At 38.7% G+C, this 17,522-nt stretch carries 17 protein-coding genes; 11 read left to right on the top strand and 6 right to left on the bottom strand.

Annotated elements, in window-relative coordinates:
- The first annotated feature begins 5 nt into the window (after positions 1 to 5).
- The 8 genes from V8G61_RS14385 (at position 6) to V8G61_RS14350 (ending at position 8,924) form a co-directional block, all read left to right on the top strand.
- A complete protein-coding gene (locus tag V8G61_RS14385; protein WP_394876583.1) occupies positions 6 to 1,250 on the top strand; it encodes an amidohydrolase family protein in 1,245 nt (414 codons plus the stop codon).
- A 393-nt stretch (positions 1,251 to 1,643) separates the two neighbouring features.
- Complete coding sequence (locus V8G61_RS14380) at positions 1,644 to 2,093, top strand: hypothetical protein (RefSeq protein ID WP_394876581.1); 450 nt, start codon at positions 1,644 to 1,646, stop codon at positions 2,091 to 2,093.
- A gap of 65 nt (positions 2,094 to 2,158) precedes the next feature.
- Positions 2,159 to 2,716 (top strand): DUF1572 family protein, encoded by a 558-nt coding sequence (locus V8G61_RS14375; RefSeq protein WP_394876580.1) that lies wholly within the window; start codon positions 2,159 to 2,161, stop codon positions 2,714 to 2,716.
- A 54-nt stretch (positions 2,717 to 2,770) separates the two neighbouring features.
- Positions 2,771 to 2,977, top strand: coding sequence for a hypothetical protein (locus V8G61_RS14370; RefSeq protein WP_394876579.1), 207 nt, complete (start codon positions 2,771 to 2,773; stop codon positions 2,975 to 2,977).
- A gap of 36 nt (positions 2,978 to 3,013) precedes the next feature.
- Complete coding sequence (locus V8G61_RS14365; protein ID WP_394876578.1) at positions 3,014 to 5,185, top strand: molybdopterin-dependent oxidoreductase; 2,172 nt, start codon at positions 3,014 to 3,016, stop codon at positions 5,183 to 5,185.
- Positions 5,186 to 5,200: 15 nt separating this feature from the next.
- A complete protein-coding gene (locus tag V8G61_RS14360; RefSeq protein WP_394876577.1) occupies positions 5,201 to 6,481 on the top strand; it encodes a DUF6090 family protein in 1,281 nt (426 codons plus the stop codon).
- Positions 6,482 to 6,800: 319 nt separating this feature from the next.
- Entirely contained in the window at positions 6,801 to 7,526 is a 726-nt protein-coding gene (locus V8G61_RS14355) for a DUF6090 family protein (RefSeq protein ID WP_394876576.1), read from the top strand.
- Positions 7,527 to 7,715: 189 nt separating this feature from the next.
- Positions 7,716 to 8,924 (top strand): MFS transporter, encoded by a 1,209-nt coding sequence (locus V8G61_RS14350; RefSeq protein ID WP_394876574.1) that lies wholly within the window; start codon positions 7,716 to 7,718, stop codon positions 8,922 to 8,924.
- An 87-nt stretch (positions 8,925 to 9,011) separates the two neighbouring features.
- Here V8G61_RS14350 and V8G61_RS14345 read toward each other — a convergent pair whose 3' ends face one another.
- Together V8G61_RS14345 and V8G61_RS14340 are read right to left on the bottom strand one after the other, a co-directional pair.
- Positions 9,012 to 9,413 carry a hypothetical protein gene (locus V8G61_RS14345; protein WP_394876572.1) on the bottom strand — a complete coding sequence of 134 codons (402 nt, stop codon included), beginning with the start codon at positions 9,411 to 9,413 and terminating at the stop codon, positions 9,012 to 9,014.
- 967 nt (positions 9,414 to 10,380) lie between these two features.
- Entirely contained in the window at positions 10,381 to 11,175 is a 795-nt protein-coding gene (locus V8G61_RS14340) for a universal stress protein (RefSeq protein WP_394876571.1), read from the bottom strand.
- Between the two features lie 84 nt (positions 11,176 to 11,259).
- Between V8G61_RS14340 and V8G61_RS14335 the strand changes: the two genes are divergently transcribed.
- From V8G61_RS14335 to V8G61_RS14325, 3 genes are all read left to right on the top strand, one after another.
- Positions 11,260 to 12,594 (top strand): MATE family efflux transporter, encoded by a 1,335-nt coding sequence (locus V8G61_RS14335; RefSeq protein WP_394876570.1) that lies wholly within the window; start codon positions 11,260 to 11,262, stop codon positions 12,592 to 12,594.
- A 120-nt stretch (positions 12,595 to 12,714) separates the two neighbouring features.
- The gene (locus tag V8G61_RS14330) at positions 12,715 to 13,170 is read left to right on the top strand and encodes a 6-pyruvoyl trahydropterin synthase family protein (protein ID WP_394876569.1); all 456 of its coding nucleotides are present in this window, start codon (positions 12,715 to 12,717) and stop codon (positions 13,168 to 13,170) included.
- Positions 13,171 to 13,320: 150 nt separating this feature from the next.
- On the top strand, positions 13,321 to 14,079 hold the full coding sequence (locus tag V8G61_RS14325) for a UDP-2,3-diacylglucosamine diphosphatase (RefSeq protein ID WP_394876568.1): 759 nt from the start codon (positions 13,321 to 13,323) through the stop codon (positions 14,077 to 14,079).
- A gap of 161 nt (positions 14,080 to 14,240) precedes the next feature.
- Here the strand turns inward: V8G61_RS14325 and V8G61_RS14320 are convergent, their stop codons facing one another.
- The 4 genes from V8G61_RS14320 to V8G61_RS14305 all read right to left on the bottom strand — a co-directional run bounded on the left by V8G61_RS14320 (position 14,241) and on the right by V8G61_RS14305 (position 17,486).
- Complete coding sequence (locus V8G61_RS14320; protein WP_394876567.1) at positions 14,241 to 14,789, bottom strand: GNAT family N-acetyltransferase; 549 nt, start codon at positions 14,787 to 14,789, stop codon at positions 14,241 to 14,243.
- Between the two features lie 11 nt (positions 14,790 to 14,800).
- On the bottom strand, positions 14,801 to 15,802 hold the full coding sequence (locus V8G61_RS14315; protein WP_394876566.1) for an NADP-dependent oxidoreductase: 1,002 nt from the start codon (positions 15,800 to 15,802) through the stop codon (positions 14,801 to 14,803).
- 248 nt (positions 15,803 to 16,050) lie between these two features.
- On the bottom strand, positions 16,051 to 16,593 hold the full coding sequence (locus V8G61_RS14310; RefSeq protein ID WP_394876565.1) for a toxin-antitoxin system YwqK family antitoxin: 543 nt from the start codon (positions 16,591 to 16,593) through the stop codon (positions 16,051 to 16,053).
- A gap of 392 nt (positions 16,594 to 16,985) precedes the next feature.
- Positions 16,986 to 17,486, bottom strand: a complete 501-nt coding sequence (locus V8G61_RS14305; RefSeq protein ID WP_394876564.1) for a hypothetical protein — start codon at positions 17,484 to 17,486, stop codon at positions 16,986 to 16,988.
- Positions 17,487 to 17,522: the final 36 nt, after the last annotated feature.

Raw genomic sequence — 17,522 nt, 5'->3', positions numbered from 1 at the left:
CCGTAATGAAATATATAGCACTCCTTTTAACCCTTTTGGCTCAACTCAGCTTCGCACAAACCCTATTGCAACCGGACCGTGTTTTCGATGGCAATACCATGCACGAGAATTGGGTGGTTGTTGTTACCGATAATCACATTAGCTATGCAGGACCACAATCCGGAGCATCCAATTTTAAAGTTACAAAGACCATTGATCTCAAAGGCACCACTCTGCTTCCGGGTATTATAGAAGGACACTCCCATATTTTATTACATCCTTATAATGAAACCAGCTGGAATGATCAGGTGTTAAAAGAATCGCCTGCTGAACGTGCTATCCGAGCTACCAATCACGCTAAAAAATCGCTTATGGCCGGCGTAACTACCATGCGCGATCTGGGATCGGAAGGGGCTGGTTATACCGATCTTTATGTAAAAAAATCTATTGAATCAGGAATCATTCCGGGGCCGCGGTTGTTGGTTGCCGGACCAGCTGTTGTGGCGACAGGGGCTTATGGTCCTAAAGGATTTCACGATGGTGTTACCGTGCCTTTAGGCGCAGAAACCGCCAGCGGTGTTCCTGACTGTATCGAAACGGTTCGCCGGCAAATGGGTCATGGTATTGATGTGGTTAAAATATATGCGGATTACCGCTGGTCGTCAGGCGCCCCCTCACAAGCTACTTTTTTACAATCTGAAATCGATGCTATGGTGGCTACGGCACATAGCGCCGGAATACCTATTGTAGCTCACGCCAGCACGCCTGAAGGGATTTTGCGCGCTACTAATGCGGGAGTAAGAACCATTGAACATGGCGATGATGGAACCTTGGAAATTTTCAAGCTTATGAAATCTAAAGAGGTTGGGCTATGTCCTACTCTAGCTGCCGGTGATGCTATAAGTCAGTACCTAGGTTGGCGCAAAGGCATCGACCCGGAGCCGGATCGAATTGCGCGAAAAAAAGCTTCGTTTAAAGCGGCTTTGGAATCGGGGGTTCAAATTGTTTTTGGTGGCGATGTTGGTGTCTTTCCACATGGTGACAATTACCGCGAAATGGTATTGATGGTTGCCTATGGAATGAGGCCTTTGGGTGTCCTTATTTCGGCCACATCAGGAAATGCCAAAATATTTGATCTGGATAATCTTGGTCAAATTAAATCGAATTTTCTGGCTGATATTATCGCAGTTCAGGGAAACCCTTTACAGGATATTTCGACGATGCAGGACGTAACCTTCGTGATGAAGGACGGTGTGATCTATAAGAACTGATTGTCATGGCGGGGATTGCGTTAGGGATTGACGCATCTGTTGGAGCGCCTTGCAAAGCGCGACTGCGGAAAGCCCGACTCCCGCAGATATGCGGGAGAAACGCCCAAAAATTGGTTATAAGGAGGTGCAAAGCAATCTGTGATCTTGCAGAACGAAAACATTAGTCTGGATGGCATAACTCGTTTCTATTGACTAAATCGACGAACGGCAACATGATGGCGATTCCTACTTTAAAAGACAGGCTGTGTTAAATAAAATTTTGTACATTGTATTGATTTAAAGCGTTTTATTAACGTATTAGAACATTAATTTATCCAATAAAAGAACCTAACAAAACCCTCTGAAGCGCCCCAAAACTGCTCCATGGATTACCCCAAACTCAATAACTAACTTATGAACATTTCCTACAACCCAACCGACAACGCTGTGGAGATCTATGATGATCTGCGAACCCAATACCTTATTTACAAGGGTGTACTGATTTTAATCCTGACGAATGCCTTTATTCGGATCTACAAAGCACCCGAAGATTCCCTAAGCTATGTTCAAACCATTTGGGCGGTTTTAGGTATTATTTCCGTATTATTTTTAGCCCTCTTCCTAACCAGAAAATCATCGGCCGAGAGAATTAAACTTGAGAACATTAAACGTTTAAAAGTAAAATCTTTTTTAGGGAGAAAACGTTATGTCTTTATTTTAAAGAATGGAAAACAGCGCAAGTTAAAAACACTTCAAAGTTATAACGATCTTCAGCATTTGATTCATTTATGTGACCGGGTTGGGATTCCTGTTTGCGATAAATCTTTAAGACATGCAAATCAGGAAGAATTCGCGGCTGAATAACAGAATAACCGTATAGGATCATTTCAATTTTAAAAATTTAGTACCTTTCCAATGAAACACTTAAGATGGAAAGAGACTACTTATCTAGCGTTAAAAAGCAATTTGAATACTACAAATTGGTAGGCGAAAAAACTTTCGCTCAATTAGATGATAATGCCTTGTTTTGGCAATACAACGCGGCCTCTAATTCTATCGCCATTATTGTGAATCACCTTTGGGGAAATATGCTATCGCGTTGGACAGATTTCCTAACAACCGACGGTGAAAAATCCTGGCGAGAACGGGATGAGGAGTTTGAAGATCGTATTAAAACACGCGCACAACTCCTTGAAAAATGGGAGGCTGGTTGGAGTTGCCTCTTTGAAGCCTTAGAAAGTATTAACGAGACCAACTTCAACACCCAAATTTACATCCGAAATCAGGAGCACACCACACCCGACGCCATAAATCGCCAGCTGGCACATTACGCTTATCACGTTGGACAAATTGTATATATCGGGAGAATGATAAAAAATGAACATTGGATCAGTTTAAGCATTCCTAAAGGGGCTTCGAAAAGCTTCAATCAGAAAAAATTTTCCAAAGGGAAACACGGCGGCCACTTTTCCGATGATCTGAAATAAGGTGATTCTCAATGGCGTTGGGATCCGTTCTTCAAAATATAAAAGCAACATTATTTGAGTCCGGAAGGCCTCACAGGTCACCAAAAGATCACAGGAATTCACTGCAAAAATCTGGAACATCTGAGCCATTGGAGTAACAGGATGCGACAGGAAATTCCTGATGTAGAGCAACTGGCACTTTCGGAAATAAAAATCATTTTTTACAATTATCGGTTTGGTTCCCAACTATTTATTAAATTAGATACCGAAACAACCCACTAACCATCCCAAATCCTTAGTGGCCATAAACAGCCAAAAATGGATTCTAAAAAAAATAATTATCTCAATCGCCGTGCGTTTATAGAGTTAAGTGCTATGGGAACTGCTGGCGTCGGTCTTGCGTCCTTGCCCATGCTTTCTGCCTGCGCCTCAAAGGACACCACAAAAATAGTGCAGGGTGCTTGTTATCATGATTGTCCCGACAGCTGCAGTTGGTCAGTTACTACCGTAAATGGTAAACTTACCGATTTTCAAGCAAGTAAGACCAACCTTTTTACAGCTGGAAAATTGTGTGATAAAATGGTAAACTTTCCTAATGATGTTACCTTTCATCCAGACCGGATATTAACACCACTAAAACGCAGTGGCCCCAAAGGAAGTGGTTCCTTTGAGAAAATTACTTGGGATCAAGGTATTCGGGAAGTTACCGAGAAGCTCAAAACCATCATTAACCAAAAAGGTGGTGAGGCTATTTTACCTTATCGGTATGCTGGCAATCAGGGCTTGGTTCAGGGTGCCGCCATGGCCAACCGATTCTTTGCTAGAATAGGCGCCAGCCAATTAGATGGCACCATGTGTGGTAGTGCAGCTGTAACTGGTGTTACAGCCACTAACGGGCAAACCACCGGAGTACTTCCTGAAGATATTATCCACAGTCGTTTTATTGTATTTTGGGGATCAAATCCAAAACGGTCAAACCAGCATTTGTGGCCCTTTGTAGAAAAGGCACGAACTGAAGGCGCTACCATTGTTGTGGTCGACCCCTTTCAATCAGAAACAGCCCGGGATGCCGACTGGCATATTCAACCAAAACCAGGTACCGATGTAGCCCTGGCTCTCGGACTCATGCATATCATTTTAAAAGAGAATTTACAAGACCAGGATTATATCAACAAGTATACTGTAGGTATCAATGAACTAGAGCCACATCTGGAAAAATACGATCCAAAAACCGTTTCAGAGATCACAGGTTTGGATGAAGACATCCTATATAAATTCGCCAGAGATTATGCGAAGGCTTCAGAATCGCCATCTTTAATTCGGGTGCTTATAGGTATGGAACATCAGGCTAATGGCGCAGGAGCCTTTCGAGCTGTAGCCATGTTACCTACTTTAACCGGTGCCTGGCGACATTTTGGTGGTGGCCTCATGCATATGAGCTACGAGGTTTTTGGCTCTGCTCTTAATTGGGAGCCTTACGATTTACCCAAGGAACTTCCTCAACCAGAAACCCGCACTATAAACATGGTGCAGTTAGGAAAAGTCTTGACCGATCCGGAACTTGAGCCTAGCATCGATGCTTTATTTGTTATAAACTCAAACCCTGCTACAACAACCCCAAACCAAAATTTGATTCGAAAAGGTCTGGAGCGTGAGGATCTACTCACAATAGTTTCAGAACATTTTTTAACGGACACCGCCCGTTATGCGGACTATGTGTTCCCGGCAACGAGTGTTTTGGAAAACTGGGACCTTCTTGATTCCTGGGGAACACCATACCTCAACATTAATGAACCAGCCATAGAACCCCGGGGCGAGGCGAAACCCAACACCGATCTCTACCGCTTATTAGCTAAAGCTATGAATTATGATGAATCATATTTTGATGAAACTGATCTGGATATTGTAAAGAAAATGTTGGAAAGCGAACATCCCTATATGGAGGGGATCACCTTTGAAACCTTACGGAAAAATGGTGGTCAAAAGCTGAAGATTCCTGAAAAATGGATGCCACATGCAGAAGGAAATTTTGGAACTAGCAGCGGAAAATGTCATTTTTACGATGTAGGACTGGAACAACCCTTGCCGGATTATATTGCATCGACCTACTCCGAAGCCGACCTTAAAAACTACCCTTTCAAATTATTAAGTATTAAAACACCAAAAAAATTCCTGAACAGTAGCCATGCTAATATAGAATCCAATCTAAAGGACGCTGAATTTTTTCTAGAAGTACATCCTGAAGATGCCGAAACACTTCAAATTGCAACCGGCGATAACCTGAAGGTTTATAATCAGCGTGGTCGTGTTTTGATCCCTGCTCGTGTTAGTAAAAAAGTAACCCCGGGCGTTGTTTGTATGCCGCAAGGTTTTTGGGCATCTCTTATTAAAGGCGGCTCTTCGGCCAACGCTTTAACGCCTGATGATCTTACGGATATGGGTCGTGGTCCTGCCATTCAGGAAGCACGTGTAAATATTATGAAAGTGTAAAACCCAGATTAATCTATGATCAAACTCTTTCATAACATTCGCAAACAATTACTAGAAGAAGGTAAAATATATAACTATCTAAAATACGCTTTTGGGGAGATCATACTTGTTGTTATTGGCATCTTGATCGCTCTTCAAATTAATAATTGGAATCAAAATCGTATTGAAAATGAAATGCTCTGGGGGTATTTGAACAATATTAGGATAAACATTGAAAATGATTTGAATCAGGCTTCAGATCTCAATTTCATAAATGAACAATTAGCTAATAATACTTCCAATTTCTGGAGACTACGATCAAAAAAAGATTTCACTTTCACTGACTTTAAGGTTACTGAGGATTATTTGAATATCTTGTTCAGCCTGGAATCCTTTGAACCAAATACCTCAGGTTTTGAAACCTTAAAAACAACAGGGTATTTGGGAAAACTTCAAGGCACCGATATAGAAACATTATTACTCACCTATTACGAATTTGCGGCTCAGGTAAATAAATGGCAAAATAAGAAGAGAACCTTTATTGACAACTTGCTTATGGAAAACAACAAGACAAATTGGGGCTTTTCTTATGAAGCATTATTTAATTTAGGTAGGGATTCTACAGGCTTTATTGATATCAAAGACAACTATCAAAAAATGATCAAAGCTCCAACCTATGATGCCGCAGTTGTGAGTCATGGGTACAATTATTTTTTACCTTCCAAGTTAAAACTTCACTTTATTGGTAAAAGTATTCTGGACCTAATCAATCAACATAAATTGCAGGCCTCAGACCAGGTAATGCGGTCTGTAGCACTTTACAAAACTGATTTTTCTGATATTGGTCAAGAAGAGGTGCTTATAAATGGTATTATTCCAAAATCCGTCCATATCCTTACAGATTCTAATAAAGGTTTCGACCAATTAAAATTTGAAGTTAATGAGGACTATCTTGAATTCAACATAAAACCTGATCTCAATTGGGCTGCGGCGATGTTCGTAGTAGATTCACTTGGATTTAATAATCGCCCTACCAAAGATTTTACTGCTTACAAAAAAATAAAGGTCGAATTGAAGGGAATAAACGGAGGGGAAAAAGTAGAATTAGCTTTAAAGGATAAATACGATCCTGATGATGGCACTGAATCCAGAGTGCTCTTGACCCTATCTAAAGACTGGCAAACTTATACATTCGATTTACAAAAAGACTTCCCAAATGCCGATTTGAAGTACTTATATCAATTAGCCGGTTTCGTTGTTCAAGATCCAAAAGGGCTGACCTTACATGTCAGGAATATTAGGTTTTTAAAAGAATGATGTTGCCTAAAAAAATGTTGTCAAAAAGATGATTAAATTCTTTAAAAAAATCAACCAAAAACTTTTTAAAGAAGAAAAAACAACCAGCTAACTAAAATATGGCATTAGGGGATCTCGCTATTGATAATTTTGCATTTAAACGATGCTACAGCTTTATAACTAGAAAAAAGCCCTAAATTGAAAACAGCTTAGTACAACAACACCAAAAACATGAACGGATTCGACATAGTTATCGTTATTGCAATTATTCTCTTTGCCAGATTAGGGGTTAGACTTGTTTCAAAATTCATTCAAATGAAAAAAAACAAGAATAATAAAGATGATTAAAGTATTTCATAAAATCCGACAAAAAATGCTAAATCAAGGCAAAATAGGCAGCTATTTAAAATACGCTATTGGTGAAATTATCCTCGTGGTTATCGGGATCCTCATCGCCTTACAGGTGAATAACTGGAACGAGGAAAGAAAAAATCAACAACAACTTTATTCCATTTATTCGGCTATTGAAGACGATTTGCGAATGGATATTAAAGACATAAATTCAGTCATATCAGAAATGCAGGTAAAGGAACCCTGTTTCCTTCAAGTTATAAATGGTGAAATGACGCAGGAAATATATGAGTCTCATCCCAAATGTGCCTATATACTTGCAGGGTTTCCTGATATTTCAATGAGGCAAAATGCTTTTAACCTTCTCTCAGAATTCCATGGTTACGAAAAAGAAAAACAGAAAGAAACCATTAAAGCTATCAATGAATTCTATACCTATTATAATACTGAAATTGCGGTTGACCAAAAAAGCGTAACAGATGTTTTCAATTCTCGAGATTCTTATTGGGCAAAAAAACACCCTTGGTATTCTGATTATTTATTCAAAAAACCTAATCAAACTTTTATAGATTATGCTTTAAACTCCTATGAGTACAAAAATGAAGTATCTATATTCTATTTTGTTTTTTTTAAATTATATATCACTATTCTAAAATCCTACAAACAAGATGCATTAAAATTAATTGATAGAATGCATTCTGAAGTAAACCTTTAAAAAATGGAAACAAAAGAAATTATATACCTTGTAGCCTTTGCTTTAATACTGCGCATTGTGTATCGGCTGGTCATGAAGATACGAAGTGAAAAAACGAAGCGTTCGGAAAATGAGAACAACCCCGATAATACATGATCAAATTCTTTCGAAATATCCTCAAAAATTCTTAAAGAAGGAAACTAAAGCTCCATGAAAAAGAACATTCAACTTGGACTTAAACAAAACTGGAAACAGTTCAGTCTTTTAGTTTTAGTCAATGCTTTTGTGGGTGGTATGGTAGGTTTGGAGCGCAGTATCATTCCGCAATTTGCTGAATTGGAATTTGGATTAGCGTCAAAGTCAGCCATATTATCGTTCATAACCGCCTTTGGTATTACCAAAGCTCTTGCCAATTATTACACAGGGCGACTGGCCAACAGGTTTGGTCGTAAAACCTTGTTGCTTTTTGGTTGGTGTTTAGCACTACCAATACCTTTAATATTGATTTACGCTCCAAACTGGAGTTGGGTGATCCTGGCAAACGTGCTTCTAGGTATAAGTCAGGGCTTTACCTGGAGCAGTACCGTCGTTATGAAAATCGATCTGGTTGGTGAAAAAGACCGGGGTTTGGCCATGGGACTCAATGAGTTTTCAGGCTACCTGGCCGTTGGTGTCGTTGCTTTTTTAACTGGTTATGTAGCACAAACCTATGGCATAACACCCTATCCCTTTTACATCGGAATTTTTATTGCTGTAACTGGTTTTTTAGTAACGGCAATTTGGATAAAAGATACCAGACATCATGTTCATTTAGAAAGTAAAACGGATCAAACCAAAAAGCTGGGTCATGTATTCCTCGAAACCACCTTTAAAAATAAAACGCTGAGCTCCGTAACGCAGGCGGGACTTGTAAACAATCTTAACGATGGCATGATCTGGGGGTTACTTCCGATATTATTGGTGTCTCTGAATTTTAATAATGAAAATATCGGGCTCATTGCTGCCATTTACCCTACAGTTTGGGGTATCGGTCAGTTGTTCACCGGCAAAATGTCCGATCATTATTCAAAAAAGAAGATGCTGTTTTGGGGCATGCTTTTGCAGGGCATTGCGATTCTCTTCTTACCCCATACATCAAGCTTTTTCGGTTTAGCAGGAATTGCAACGGTTTTAGGTCTGGGAACAGCTTTGGTATATCCTACCTTTTTAGTCACCATCGCTCAGGCCACCTCTCCGGAACAACGTGCCGAGAGTATTGGCACCTTTCGCCTTTGGCGTGATCTGGGTTATGCTTTTGGCGCTATTATTTCGGGGATCACCGCGGATCTGTTTGGGTTAAATTACGCTATTTTATGTATTGGGGTGCTCACGGTATTATCATCATTAGTTATAAAATTACGAATGCCAAAAGATCTTTAAAAAAGAATAAAACAGCCTTTGAATTTTGTGCCTTTACTGAAGAAAATTTAGTGGCTATGCTATCTGAAGTAGTCGGTTTAAAAAATCTTAACTCGAGGTTTCCATGTAAGGTTGCCACTGCACGAGTACATATTTTGCTAAACCGTGTTCCTGACGTTTTAAAAATCCGAACTCATAAACGAATAGATACACATCACCTTTATGGTTTTTCCAGTAATGGGTAAAAAAGTTAGGGTCGAAACCCTGTTCTAAAAGAACTGAAGCACGAACTGTAGCTTTCCCTGCCTTATTATAATTCTTTAAAATACGCCGATTATGCTTCAATTGATTATCCACTTTGTTGTAGAATCGTGGAGCGTCTTCTTTTGAAACCTTATAATGATAAGAACTTTTACAGTATTGGTCGCAAAACTTCTTATCTGAGCGACCTTCTATAATTTTACCGCAGGCCATACAGGCTGTGGGTTTGAGAGATTTGGGGTGATTCATAGTCGTACATTATACGTATAATATTCGTGTAATATACGATTTTAACAGATATAACACTTAATATTGTCTAGGTTAATATTTGATTGACTGCGTATTACGACAGATAAGATTATAGCATTTTATACCTAAAGCTAATTTTATAAACAATTCTTAATCCTATCTGAAATAATTACAGTCTTTTGTTACTGCGTTTGGTGGTTTGCAGTAACACCTTAAGTTAACAGTGGCTCCTAATAAACGTGCCAAAGGTATTCCCTGTTCAGAGAGACATGGTTCTGCTTGGTTGTTTAAATGCAAGGTTCCCTGAATCTATCATAATCGTTAGGGGCTACTGTGACTTAAGTTTTTATAATTAATTAACTATCAAAGACCTTTTACTGTTTTTAACTCTCTAAAAATCAATAAATAAAAACTATTATAGGTCTGAATGTGAAATGCACCCATTAGAATAACTTAATATTTTTTTAATGGCTCATATGATCATTATTATTAAATATTTAAAATCTCTTAAACATGGATGATATCAATGCACAAACTATCGCCCTAATCGTCTTAGGGTTTGTTAACGCCCTTATTCTTATTTGTTTTTCCGTTTTGGCTTTCAAGATTCTAACAAATCGAATTAAAGGGATGTCGAAATCAAAATAATCTTAATTGAAGTTGTTTTCCACAGTTCTAAGAAACAAACTGTCGCCATATGTTTCGTTTCATAACCCGAACTTTAATCTCCCTCATCGGTGTAACTGTATTTAAAACCATTTTGAACATTCTAATCGTTCGAATTATAATTCAAATCACGCTTTTAATAGGAAAATAATATGGGTTTTAAAGATATACGCTCATGTTAGCCCTAGCAAAAAACCTCACAACTCGAAATTTTTATTTCGAAAAAGGGTTTCAGCCGCTGCTGTCTCGAGACTAGCCCAACGCCTATATAAATTAAAAAAAGACGAATTCCCCCAAGAAATTATTTTAAACCGCTCAGGACAAGTACAGGAATTTTACTAGAGAATTCCTTTTTCAGAATAACATTTTTCTCCCAGTGCTTAGTAAAGAATCCACGCTTTCGACGTACAACACATAATAGATCCGGGTTTATACTTTCCTGGTGTTGCAAAACGCCATGATACGTTGTTGGATTTTCTGTTTTCTTAACACTGTCTACCAAGGCTTTCATTTCCTCACTCAAGTTAAAATCAGAGGGCTTATAGAAGGTTGTTTTTACTAATAATAAATTTACTTTGGCTTGGAATTTTGACTTAATCTCTTTTAAGGGATTCAAAGCTTCGGGCTTTCTCAAAATAGCCGATTTCACACCAAATAAAATATTGGTCAGAGGTTTAAAAACCGTATTTTCAGGTACGATCAAGGCCGGAATTTGAGTTTGTTTAATTATTTTACCAGAGGTTTTTCCCAAAAACACCTCGTCTTTAACTGAGGTTGTTCGAGGCTCTACCAACATCAAGTCAATATCGGCCGCTTTACAAGCCAATTCAATCGTATCGATCAAATCTCCTTTTAATACCTTGATGTTTATTTCAACACCTTTGGTATCGACGCGCGCCACCAAACGCTTGAGGTTTTTAAGGCTTTCACGTTCTATGATTTTATCAACCTTAATCATCGTTCCTGCTCTGGTATAGACATTATATACCTGTATCACAAAAAGTTTTGCGCCAAACGATTCCGCAAAATCTATAGCGTATTGCAAATGTTTTGAGACGTTTTTTGAGGTACCAATTGGAACTAAAATATTTTTCATTATTGCCTGTATTAGAGCTAAATTTACACAAAATTAGTTAAATCTAAATTCACAAACTCAAAAGTCAGCCAAGAATCCTGAACCTTGATAGAATCTATTCAATTAAAACACATTAATAAACTGGCTGTTCCGGCTCTTATTGCCGGAATTTCAGAACCCATCTTATCCATCACGGATACGGCCATTATCGGAAATGTAGACCTCAATGCTACGGAATCCTTGGCAGCGGTTGGTATCGTTGGCACCTTTATGTCCATGCTTATTTGGGTTCTTGGTCAAACGCGAAGTGCTATCTCCTCAATTGTATCGCAATATTATGGTGCCAATAAAATCCACGCCATTAAAAACCTTCCGGCGCAAGCCATATTTATTATTACAGCCATAAGCCTCCTGATTATTGTAACCACATTCCCCTTTGCACGGCCCATTTTTAAACTGTATAATGCCTCAAACATGATTCTCGACTACAGCGTGGAATATTACAGAATTCGCGTATTTGGCTTCCCATTCACATTATTTACCATAGCTGTTTTCGGCACCTTTCGCGGACTCCAAAACACCTATTATCCCATGGTGATCGCTATTGTAGGGGCTTTAACTAATATCGTTTTGGATTATATTTTAGTCTACGGGATTGAAGACTTTATCCCCGCGCTCTATGTAAAAGGAGCGGCTTATGCCAGTGTTGCTGCACAGTTCCTTATGGCTTTACTCTCGGTCTATTATTTACGGAAAAAAACCGATATTCCTCTTATCCCCAAGTTCCCGTTTAATAAGGAGATCAAAAATTTTATTTTCATGATCCTTAATTTGTTTGTGCGTACTTTGGCCCTAAATGCCACCTTGTACTTCGCTACTCGCTTCGCCACAGCATACGGAGCTGCCCATATTGCAGCCTATACTATCGCTATAAATCTCTGGTTTTTTGGCGCCTTTTTTATTGATGGTTACGCCAGTGCCGGCAATATTCTATCCGGTAAATTACTGGGGGCAAAAGCCTATAATCTACTCATAACCCTAAGCAACAAACTGCTGATCTATGGCATGATTGGTGGCACTGCTTTAGGTATTCTCGGCGCCATTTTTTACCACCCGCTGGGGCGCTTATTCACCAACGATCCTGAAGTGCTTGAAAAGTTCTATCAGATATTTTGGGTGGTTTTAATCATGCAACCTTTATGTGCCATTGCCTTCATTTTTGATGGTATGTTCAAAGGAATGGGACAAATGAAGTTCCTTCGAAACCTTCTTTTAGGCGCCACATTTTTAGTGTTCATCCCCATACTTTTTTGGCTTGATGCGCAGAACCTTAAACTTTATGCAATTTTCATAGCCTTAACCTTTTGGATTGTTGCCCGTGGCATTCCACTGGTCATAAAATTTAGGTCACAATTTTTACCGCTAGCGCAAAAAATGTAATTTTGTTAATACAAAAACCCATAACTTGATAAACGCCATGTCAATTCTTAGCGGTCGAGGTCATTTTATCGGCTTAGTCCTAATTATAAATATTTTTTTTAACCGAATACGCCGTTACTAATGAGCAAACACATTCGTATTACCAAACAATTTTCTTTCGAAACCGGTCATGCCTTGTATGGCTACGACGGTAAGTGTAAAAATGTACACGGACACAGCTACAAGCTCGATGTCACGGTAATCGGCAAACCCATTTCCGATAAAAATCATGTTAAATTTGGCATGGTGATCGATTTTAGCGACCTTAAAAAAATCGTTAAAGAAGAGATCGTAGATGTTTTCGACCACGCCACAGTATTTAACGGGAACACCCCACATGTCGAACTTGCCAAAGCCCTCGAAGAACGCGGTCATAACGTATTGCTCGTCGATTATCAACCAACCAGTGAAATGATGGTCATCGATTTTGCAGACAAAATAAAAAAGCGCCTCCCCAATAATATTGCTTTACACTCCCTGAAACTACAGGAAACAGACAGCTCTTTTGCCGAGTGGTTCGCTTATGATAATAATTAGGGCGTTACCCCTCCTGCGTCGGGGTCGTGCTATCCGTTACAAGTCCTCGCGCTGTGCGCTGTGGGCTTTCCACTACTATCACTAACGCGGGCAGAAAGAACGACAACAAAAAACCTAAAACCAATAACAGGATTTAGTTATATTTGCAGCATGCAAATTCCAAAAGGGAAAAAAATATATTTCGCCTCCGATAACCACCTCGGCGCTCCCAGTATTGAAGCCTCGCGTCCGCGCGAAAAAAAGTTTGTCGCCTGGCTCGATCACATAAAAGACGATGCCGCGGCCATTTTCCTGGTTGGCGACCTTTTTGATTTTTGGTTCGAATATCAAACTGTTATTCCTAAAGGCTTTACCCGAACCCTAGGGAAACTTGCTGAAATTAGCGATTCCGGTGTTCCCATTCATTTCTTTATGGGCAATCACGACCTTTGGATGAATGGCTATTTTGAGGACGAGCTCAATATCCCGGTTTACCACGAACCCCGGGAATTTGAATTTAACAACAAACACTTCTTTATAGGTCATGGCGATGGTTTAGGTCCGGGCGACAAAGGCTATAAACGCATGAAAAAAGTACTTACCAATCCTGTTTTCAAATGGTTATTTCGTTGGGTTCATCCCGATCTTGGGATGCGTATTGCACAGTACCTCTCCGTAAAAAACAAGCTTATTTCTGGGGAAGACGATGCTAAATTTCTGGGGGAAGAAAACGAATGGCTGGCACAGTATGCTAAAGAAAAACTCGCCGAGAAACATCGTGATTATTTTATTTTTGGTCATCGGCATTTGCCGCTTAACATCGCCTTAAATGAAACATCAAAATACATCAATTTAGGAGATTGGATTAGCTATTTCACCTATGCCGTTTTCGATGGTGAAAATTTAGAACTAAAGGAATTTAAAGATTAGCTAAATAATCAAACCGTCATTGCGAGCAAAGCGAAGCAATCTGCCTAAAGTAATTTCTAATATCATTCAGAGCGCCAGTGAAGAATCTCAAAATAAAATTAAAAAGATGACCACGTCTCTGCGTTCCTAAGAAATGACATCTGCCAATAGCATAGAGACCACTACAGAGAATCCATCTTGCCCTTTCTTAAAGAATAAAGTAATAAAACGGCATCGTCATCAGGAAGCGAAACAGTGCCTTTTAAGGAAAAACCCAGTTTTACCAATAAATTTCTGGACCCCTCATTATACCCCACGGTGATGGCGTGAATTTCTTCCAAACCAAACTGACTGAAAGCCATTTTTTTTAAAATATTTGTTGCTTCAAAAGCATATCCCTGGCTCTCAAATTGTGGTAATAAACCATAACCCATGTCGATACCCTCCAAGCCTTCGCGATCAAAAAGTCCGCAGGTCCCCAGCTTTTCCTGATCACATTTCCGAATCATTGTGAAGGATCCAAAACCAAGACTTTTTTGCTGTGGTATAATGCGCTCTTCAATATAATTTTGGGCCTCACTGAGGGTTTTAACATGACGATCCCCAATATACTTCAACCACTTTGGAGTGTTTAACAATTCTAAAATCAAAGGAGCATCTTTAACCGAAGTTGATTGTAATAACAAGCGATCGGTTTCAAAAGAGAATGTCGGAGCCGGGTCTTCCACCATACCAATAGAATTTACTTCATTTTAAGGATCACTTTTCCTTGAGCACGACCATTTTTTTGATAATCATAGGCCTCTAAAGCATCAGAGAAATTGTAAACCTTATCAACAACAGGTTTGATTTCTCCGGCTTCAACGAGTTCCCTTATGGCATCTAATTGTTCGCTATCAGGATGCATAAAAATAAAATTGTAATGGGCTGATTTCCGTTTCATGGCCATCGTTACCGGTAAGCGCTTCAAAGCTAAAATAAACCGAATAATCGCATTCAACCCGAAATCTTTGGCCGTTTGCTTGTCCAAAATACCTGCAATACTAACCACATGCCCACCTTCTTTGATAACATCAAAGGCGTCCTTGGTATAAGGATCTCCAAGGGTGTCGAAAACAATATCTGCATCCTCGACCACATCAAGATAGTTTTGTTTTTTATAATCAATCACCTCATCCACACCCAGAGCTTTTACCCAATCTACATTTTTAGTACTCGTTGTGGTATACACATAGGCTCCCTGACTTTTAGCATATTGAATTGCAAATGTGCCAATACCACCGGAACCGGCATGGATTAAAACCTTATCCCCTTTTTTAAATTGTGCTGTTTTGAGGGCTTGTACAGAGGTAAGACCTACCAGGGGTAATCCGGCAGCTTCCTCGAAACTTAGATTCGTTGGTTTTAAGCTTACTACCTCAGCTATTACAGCAACAAATTCGGCAAAGGTTCCCGGTGCATTGGTAGGAACCCGTGAATATACAGCATCCCCAATATTAAATTGAGTTACCCCTTGGCCTTTTTCAACAATTTTACCGGCAACATCAAAACCTGTTCCGGCAGGAAATTCTAGTTTTCGAACACGCTTTAAGGCGCCTTCAACAATTTTATAATCTACAGGATTAATAGCCGCTGCATAAACCTCAATAAGCACCTCATTGGATTTTATTTTCGGATTTTCAACGTCGCTGAATTTTAGATTTTTTTGGATATCACCATACCCTGTAATTTGTAATGCTTTCATATTTTGACTTTGTAGTAAGTTACGGAATTTATTTATTCTTAAGTCGTTAGAGGTAAGCCATTAAGGGTTTTGAATTTCCATTCTAGAGGATTGGTGAGACAAACGATACGCCTGATGATGATCCATGCGTATGACATTAAAAACAAAACCGAACGTTTAAAATTCTTCCGTAGGGTAAAATTGGATGCGTTTGTCTAGTGAAAGGATTTCTGGGAACTTCTCTTTACATATACAGATGCAGTGGTCATTCAAAAAATCTCGTTTCCGCTTTCATCGAACCTCATACGACTTTCAAGTATTCCGGCTTGATTGTAAACCCGAATTTCCTGAATTTTACCATCAGGATAATAAAAAGTTACAGCACCTATAGGCGTGCCATTTTTAAATTCTCCTTTTTCTCTAAGTGTTCCATCAGCGTAAAAATCTTCTTCGATACCATTACAAGGTTCACCACATTTACAATAGCCTATAAATCTTGGTTTCGAGTATGGGTCATGGCATTCCTGAATGCTTTGAATGTGTAAAGTGTCACTATTCGTTCCGGCTTTTAAGTAAATATCTTTTGATACATTATTAAATAAAGCGATAAGCTTATATTTTCCCGGGGCGTCTAGAACTGTTAGCCCTGAGGAATGTGAAGGATTATAGGTTTTGTTTCCCTTTTTTAAATAAAATAACTTACTAGGTTTAATGTTCTTTGCACAGGGGTCTTTTGAGAATAGTTGAAAGGTCACATTTTGGGAATATGCATTGACGGAAATCGCCAATAGCAAAGCTATTAGAGTCTTCATTAGGTGGCTATTAATCTTAGGGTTAGGGCGGAAATTTAGAAATATCCCGCGAAAAGTTGCTAAAATTTTAAAAAATATTAAGGGATTTTTAATTTTTAACCAACAAAATGCCGATGAATGGAAAATTTCTAAAGAATACTCGTACGATTCGCTTCTTCACCATGATAAAATGGGTGGTCATTGCGAACAAAGTGAAGCCATCTTTTAAACTAATGTTGTTATCATGAGATTACTTCGTCGCTCCTCCTCGTAATGACGTTCGCAGATGTCATTCAGAGTGATATGAAATAAAGCAAAGAATCTCACCCAATTTCCCTCCAAAGATTCTTCCTCCGCTAAGCTCCGTCTGAATGACAAATCGAATCGTCATTGGTAGCGAAACATCTATTTTTTTAATTTAAATATTTAGAAATAATGATTTTCTTGATGTTGTTTTCCGCTAAAACAATAACACCTAGGTAAAATAAGTTATCTGTGATATCATCGTCTTTAATATCAAAAACAATTTGATTTTTATTGGGTTTCTCGAGCTTAAAGTTTTTGAGCTTTAAAGCCGTATGATAATATTTTAAGTCAAATAACTCCGTAATACCCATAGCTTTTTTCAACCAAAAATCTGTGTTTTCCAAAGTATTTTGATTTTCAATCATGGTGACTTCAACTACCCAACTGAAATGGACACATCCGACCTTTGAAACACGCAAAGTATCTCCATCCTTTATTTTTTCTGCCAATTTTTTATTTTTATCCCAAACAAAATTAGTTTGATTTAATTGCTGAAGCCATTCCATGGTTAAACCTTTCACATCATAATTAAATACACAATCATCTTCTGTTTGAGAATATGAGGTTAAACTCAAAAAAAGTAAAGCAAAAGGGATTAATACTTTCATTTAAGTCCTATTAACATTTAATAAAATTTTTCATTT

It is taken from the genome of Gaetbulibacter sp. M240 (assembly GCF_043876815.1).
Taxonomy (GTDB): Bacteria; Bacteroidota; Bacteroidia; order Flavobacteriales; family Flavobacteriaceae; genus Gaetbulibacter_A.
The sequence above is the reverse complement of the archived record's forward strand: the minus strand, read 5'-3'. Positions and strand labels throughout refer to the sequence as shown.

Coding starts and splice junctions, on each gene's coding strand:
- V8G61_RS14385 (WP_394876583.1), top strand. CDS start 6: ATGAAATATATAGCACTCCTTTTAACCCTTTTGGCTCAACTCAGCTTC.
- V8G61_RS14380 (WP_394876581.1), top strand. CDS start 1,644: ATGAACATTTCCTACAACCCAACCGACAACGCTGTGGAGATCTATGAT.
- V8G61_RS14375 (WP_394876580.1), top strand. CDS start 2,159: ATGGAAAGAGACTACTTATCTAGCGTTAAAAAGCAATTTGAATACTAC.
- V8G61_RS14365 (WP_394876578.1), top strand. CDS start 3,014: ATGGATTCTAAAAAAAATAATTATCTCAATCGCCGTGCGTTTATAGAG.
- V8G61_RS14360 (WP_394876577.1), top strand. CDS start 5,201: ATGATCAAACTCTTTCATAACATTCGCAAACAATTACTAGAAGAAGGT.
- V8G61_RS14355 (WP_394876576.1), top strand. CDS start 6,801: ATGATTAAAGTATTTCATAAAATCCGACAAAAAATGCTAAATCAAGGC.
- V8G61_RS14350 (WP_394876574.1), top strand. CDS start 7,716: ATGAAAAAGAACATTCAACTTGGACTTAAACAAAACTGGAAACAGTTC.
- V8G61_RS14345 (WP_394876572.1), bottom strand. CDS start 9,413: ATGAATCACCCCAAATCTCTCAAACCCACAGCCTGTATGGCCTGCGGT.
- V8G61_RS14340 (WP_394876571.1), bottom strand. CDS start 11,175: ATGAAAAATATTTTAGTTCCAATTGGTACCTCAAAAAACGTCTCAAAA.
- V8G61_RS14330 (WP_394876569.1), top strand. CDS start 12,715: ATGAGCAAACACATTCGTATTACCAAACAATTTTCTTTCGAAACCGGT.
- V8G61_RS14325 (WP_394876568.1), top strand. CDS start 13,321: ATGCAAATTCCAAAAGGGAAAAAAATATATTTCGCCTCCGATAACCAC.
- V8G61_RS14320 (WP_394876567.1), bottom strand. CDS start 14,789: ATGGTGGAAGACCCGGCTCCGACATTCTCTTTTGAAACCGATCGCTTG.
- V8G61_RS14315 (WP_394876566.1), bottom strand. CDS start 15,802: ATGAAAGCATTACAAATTACAGGGTATGGTGATATCCAAAAAAATCTA.
- V8G61_RS14310 (WP_394876565.1), bottom strand. CDS start 16,593: ATGAAGACTCTAATAGCTTTGCTATTGGCGATTTCCGTCAATGCATAT.
- V8G61_RS14305 (WP_394876564.1), bottom strand. CDS start 17,486: ATGAAAGTATTAATCCCTTTTGCTTTACTTTTTTTGAGTTTAACCTCA.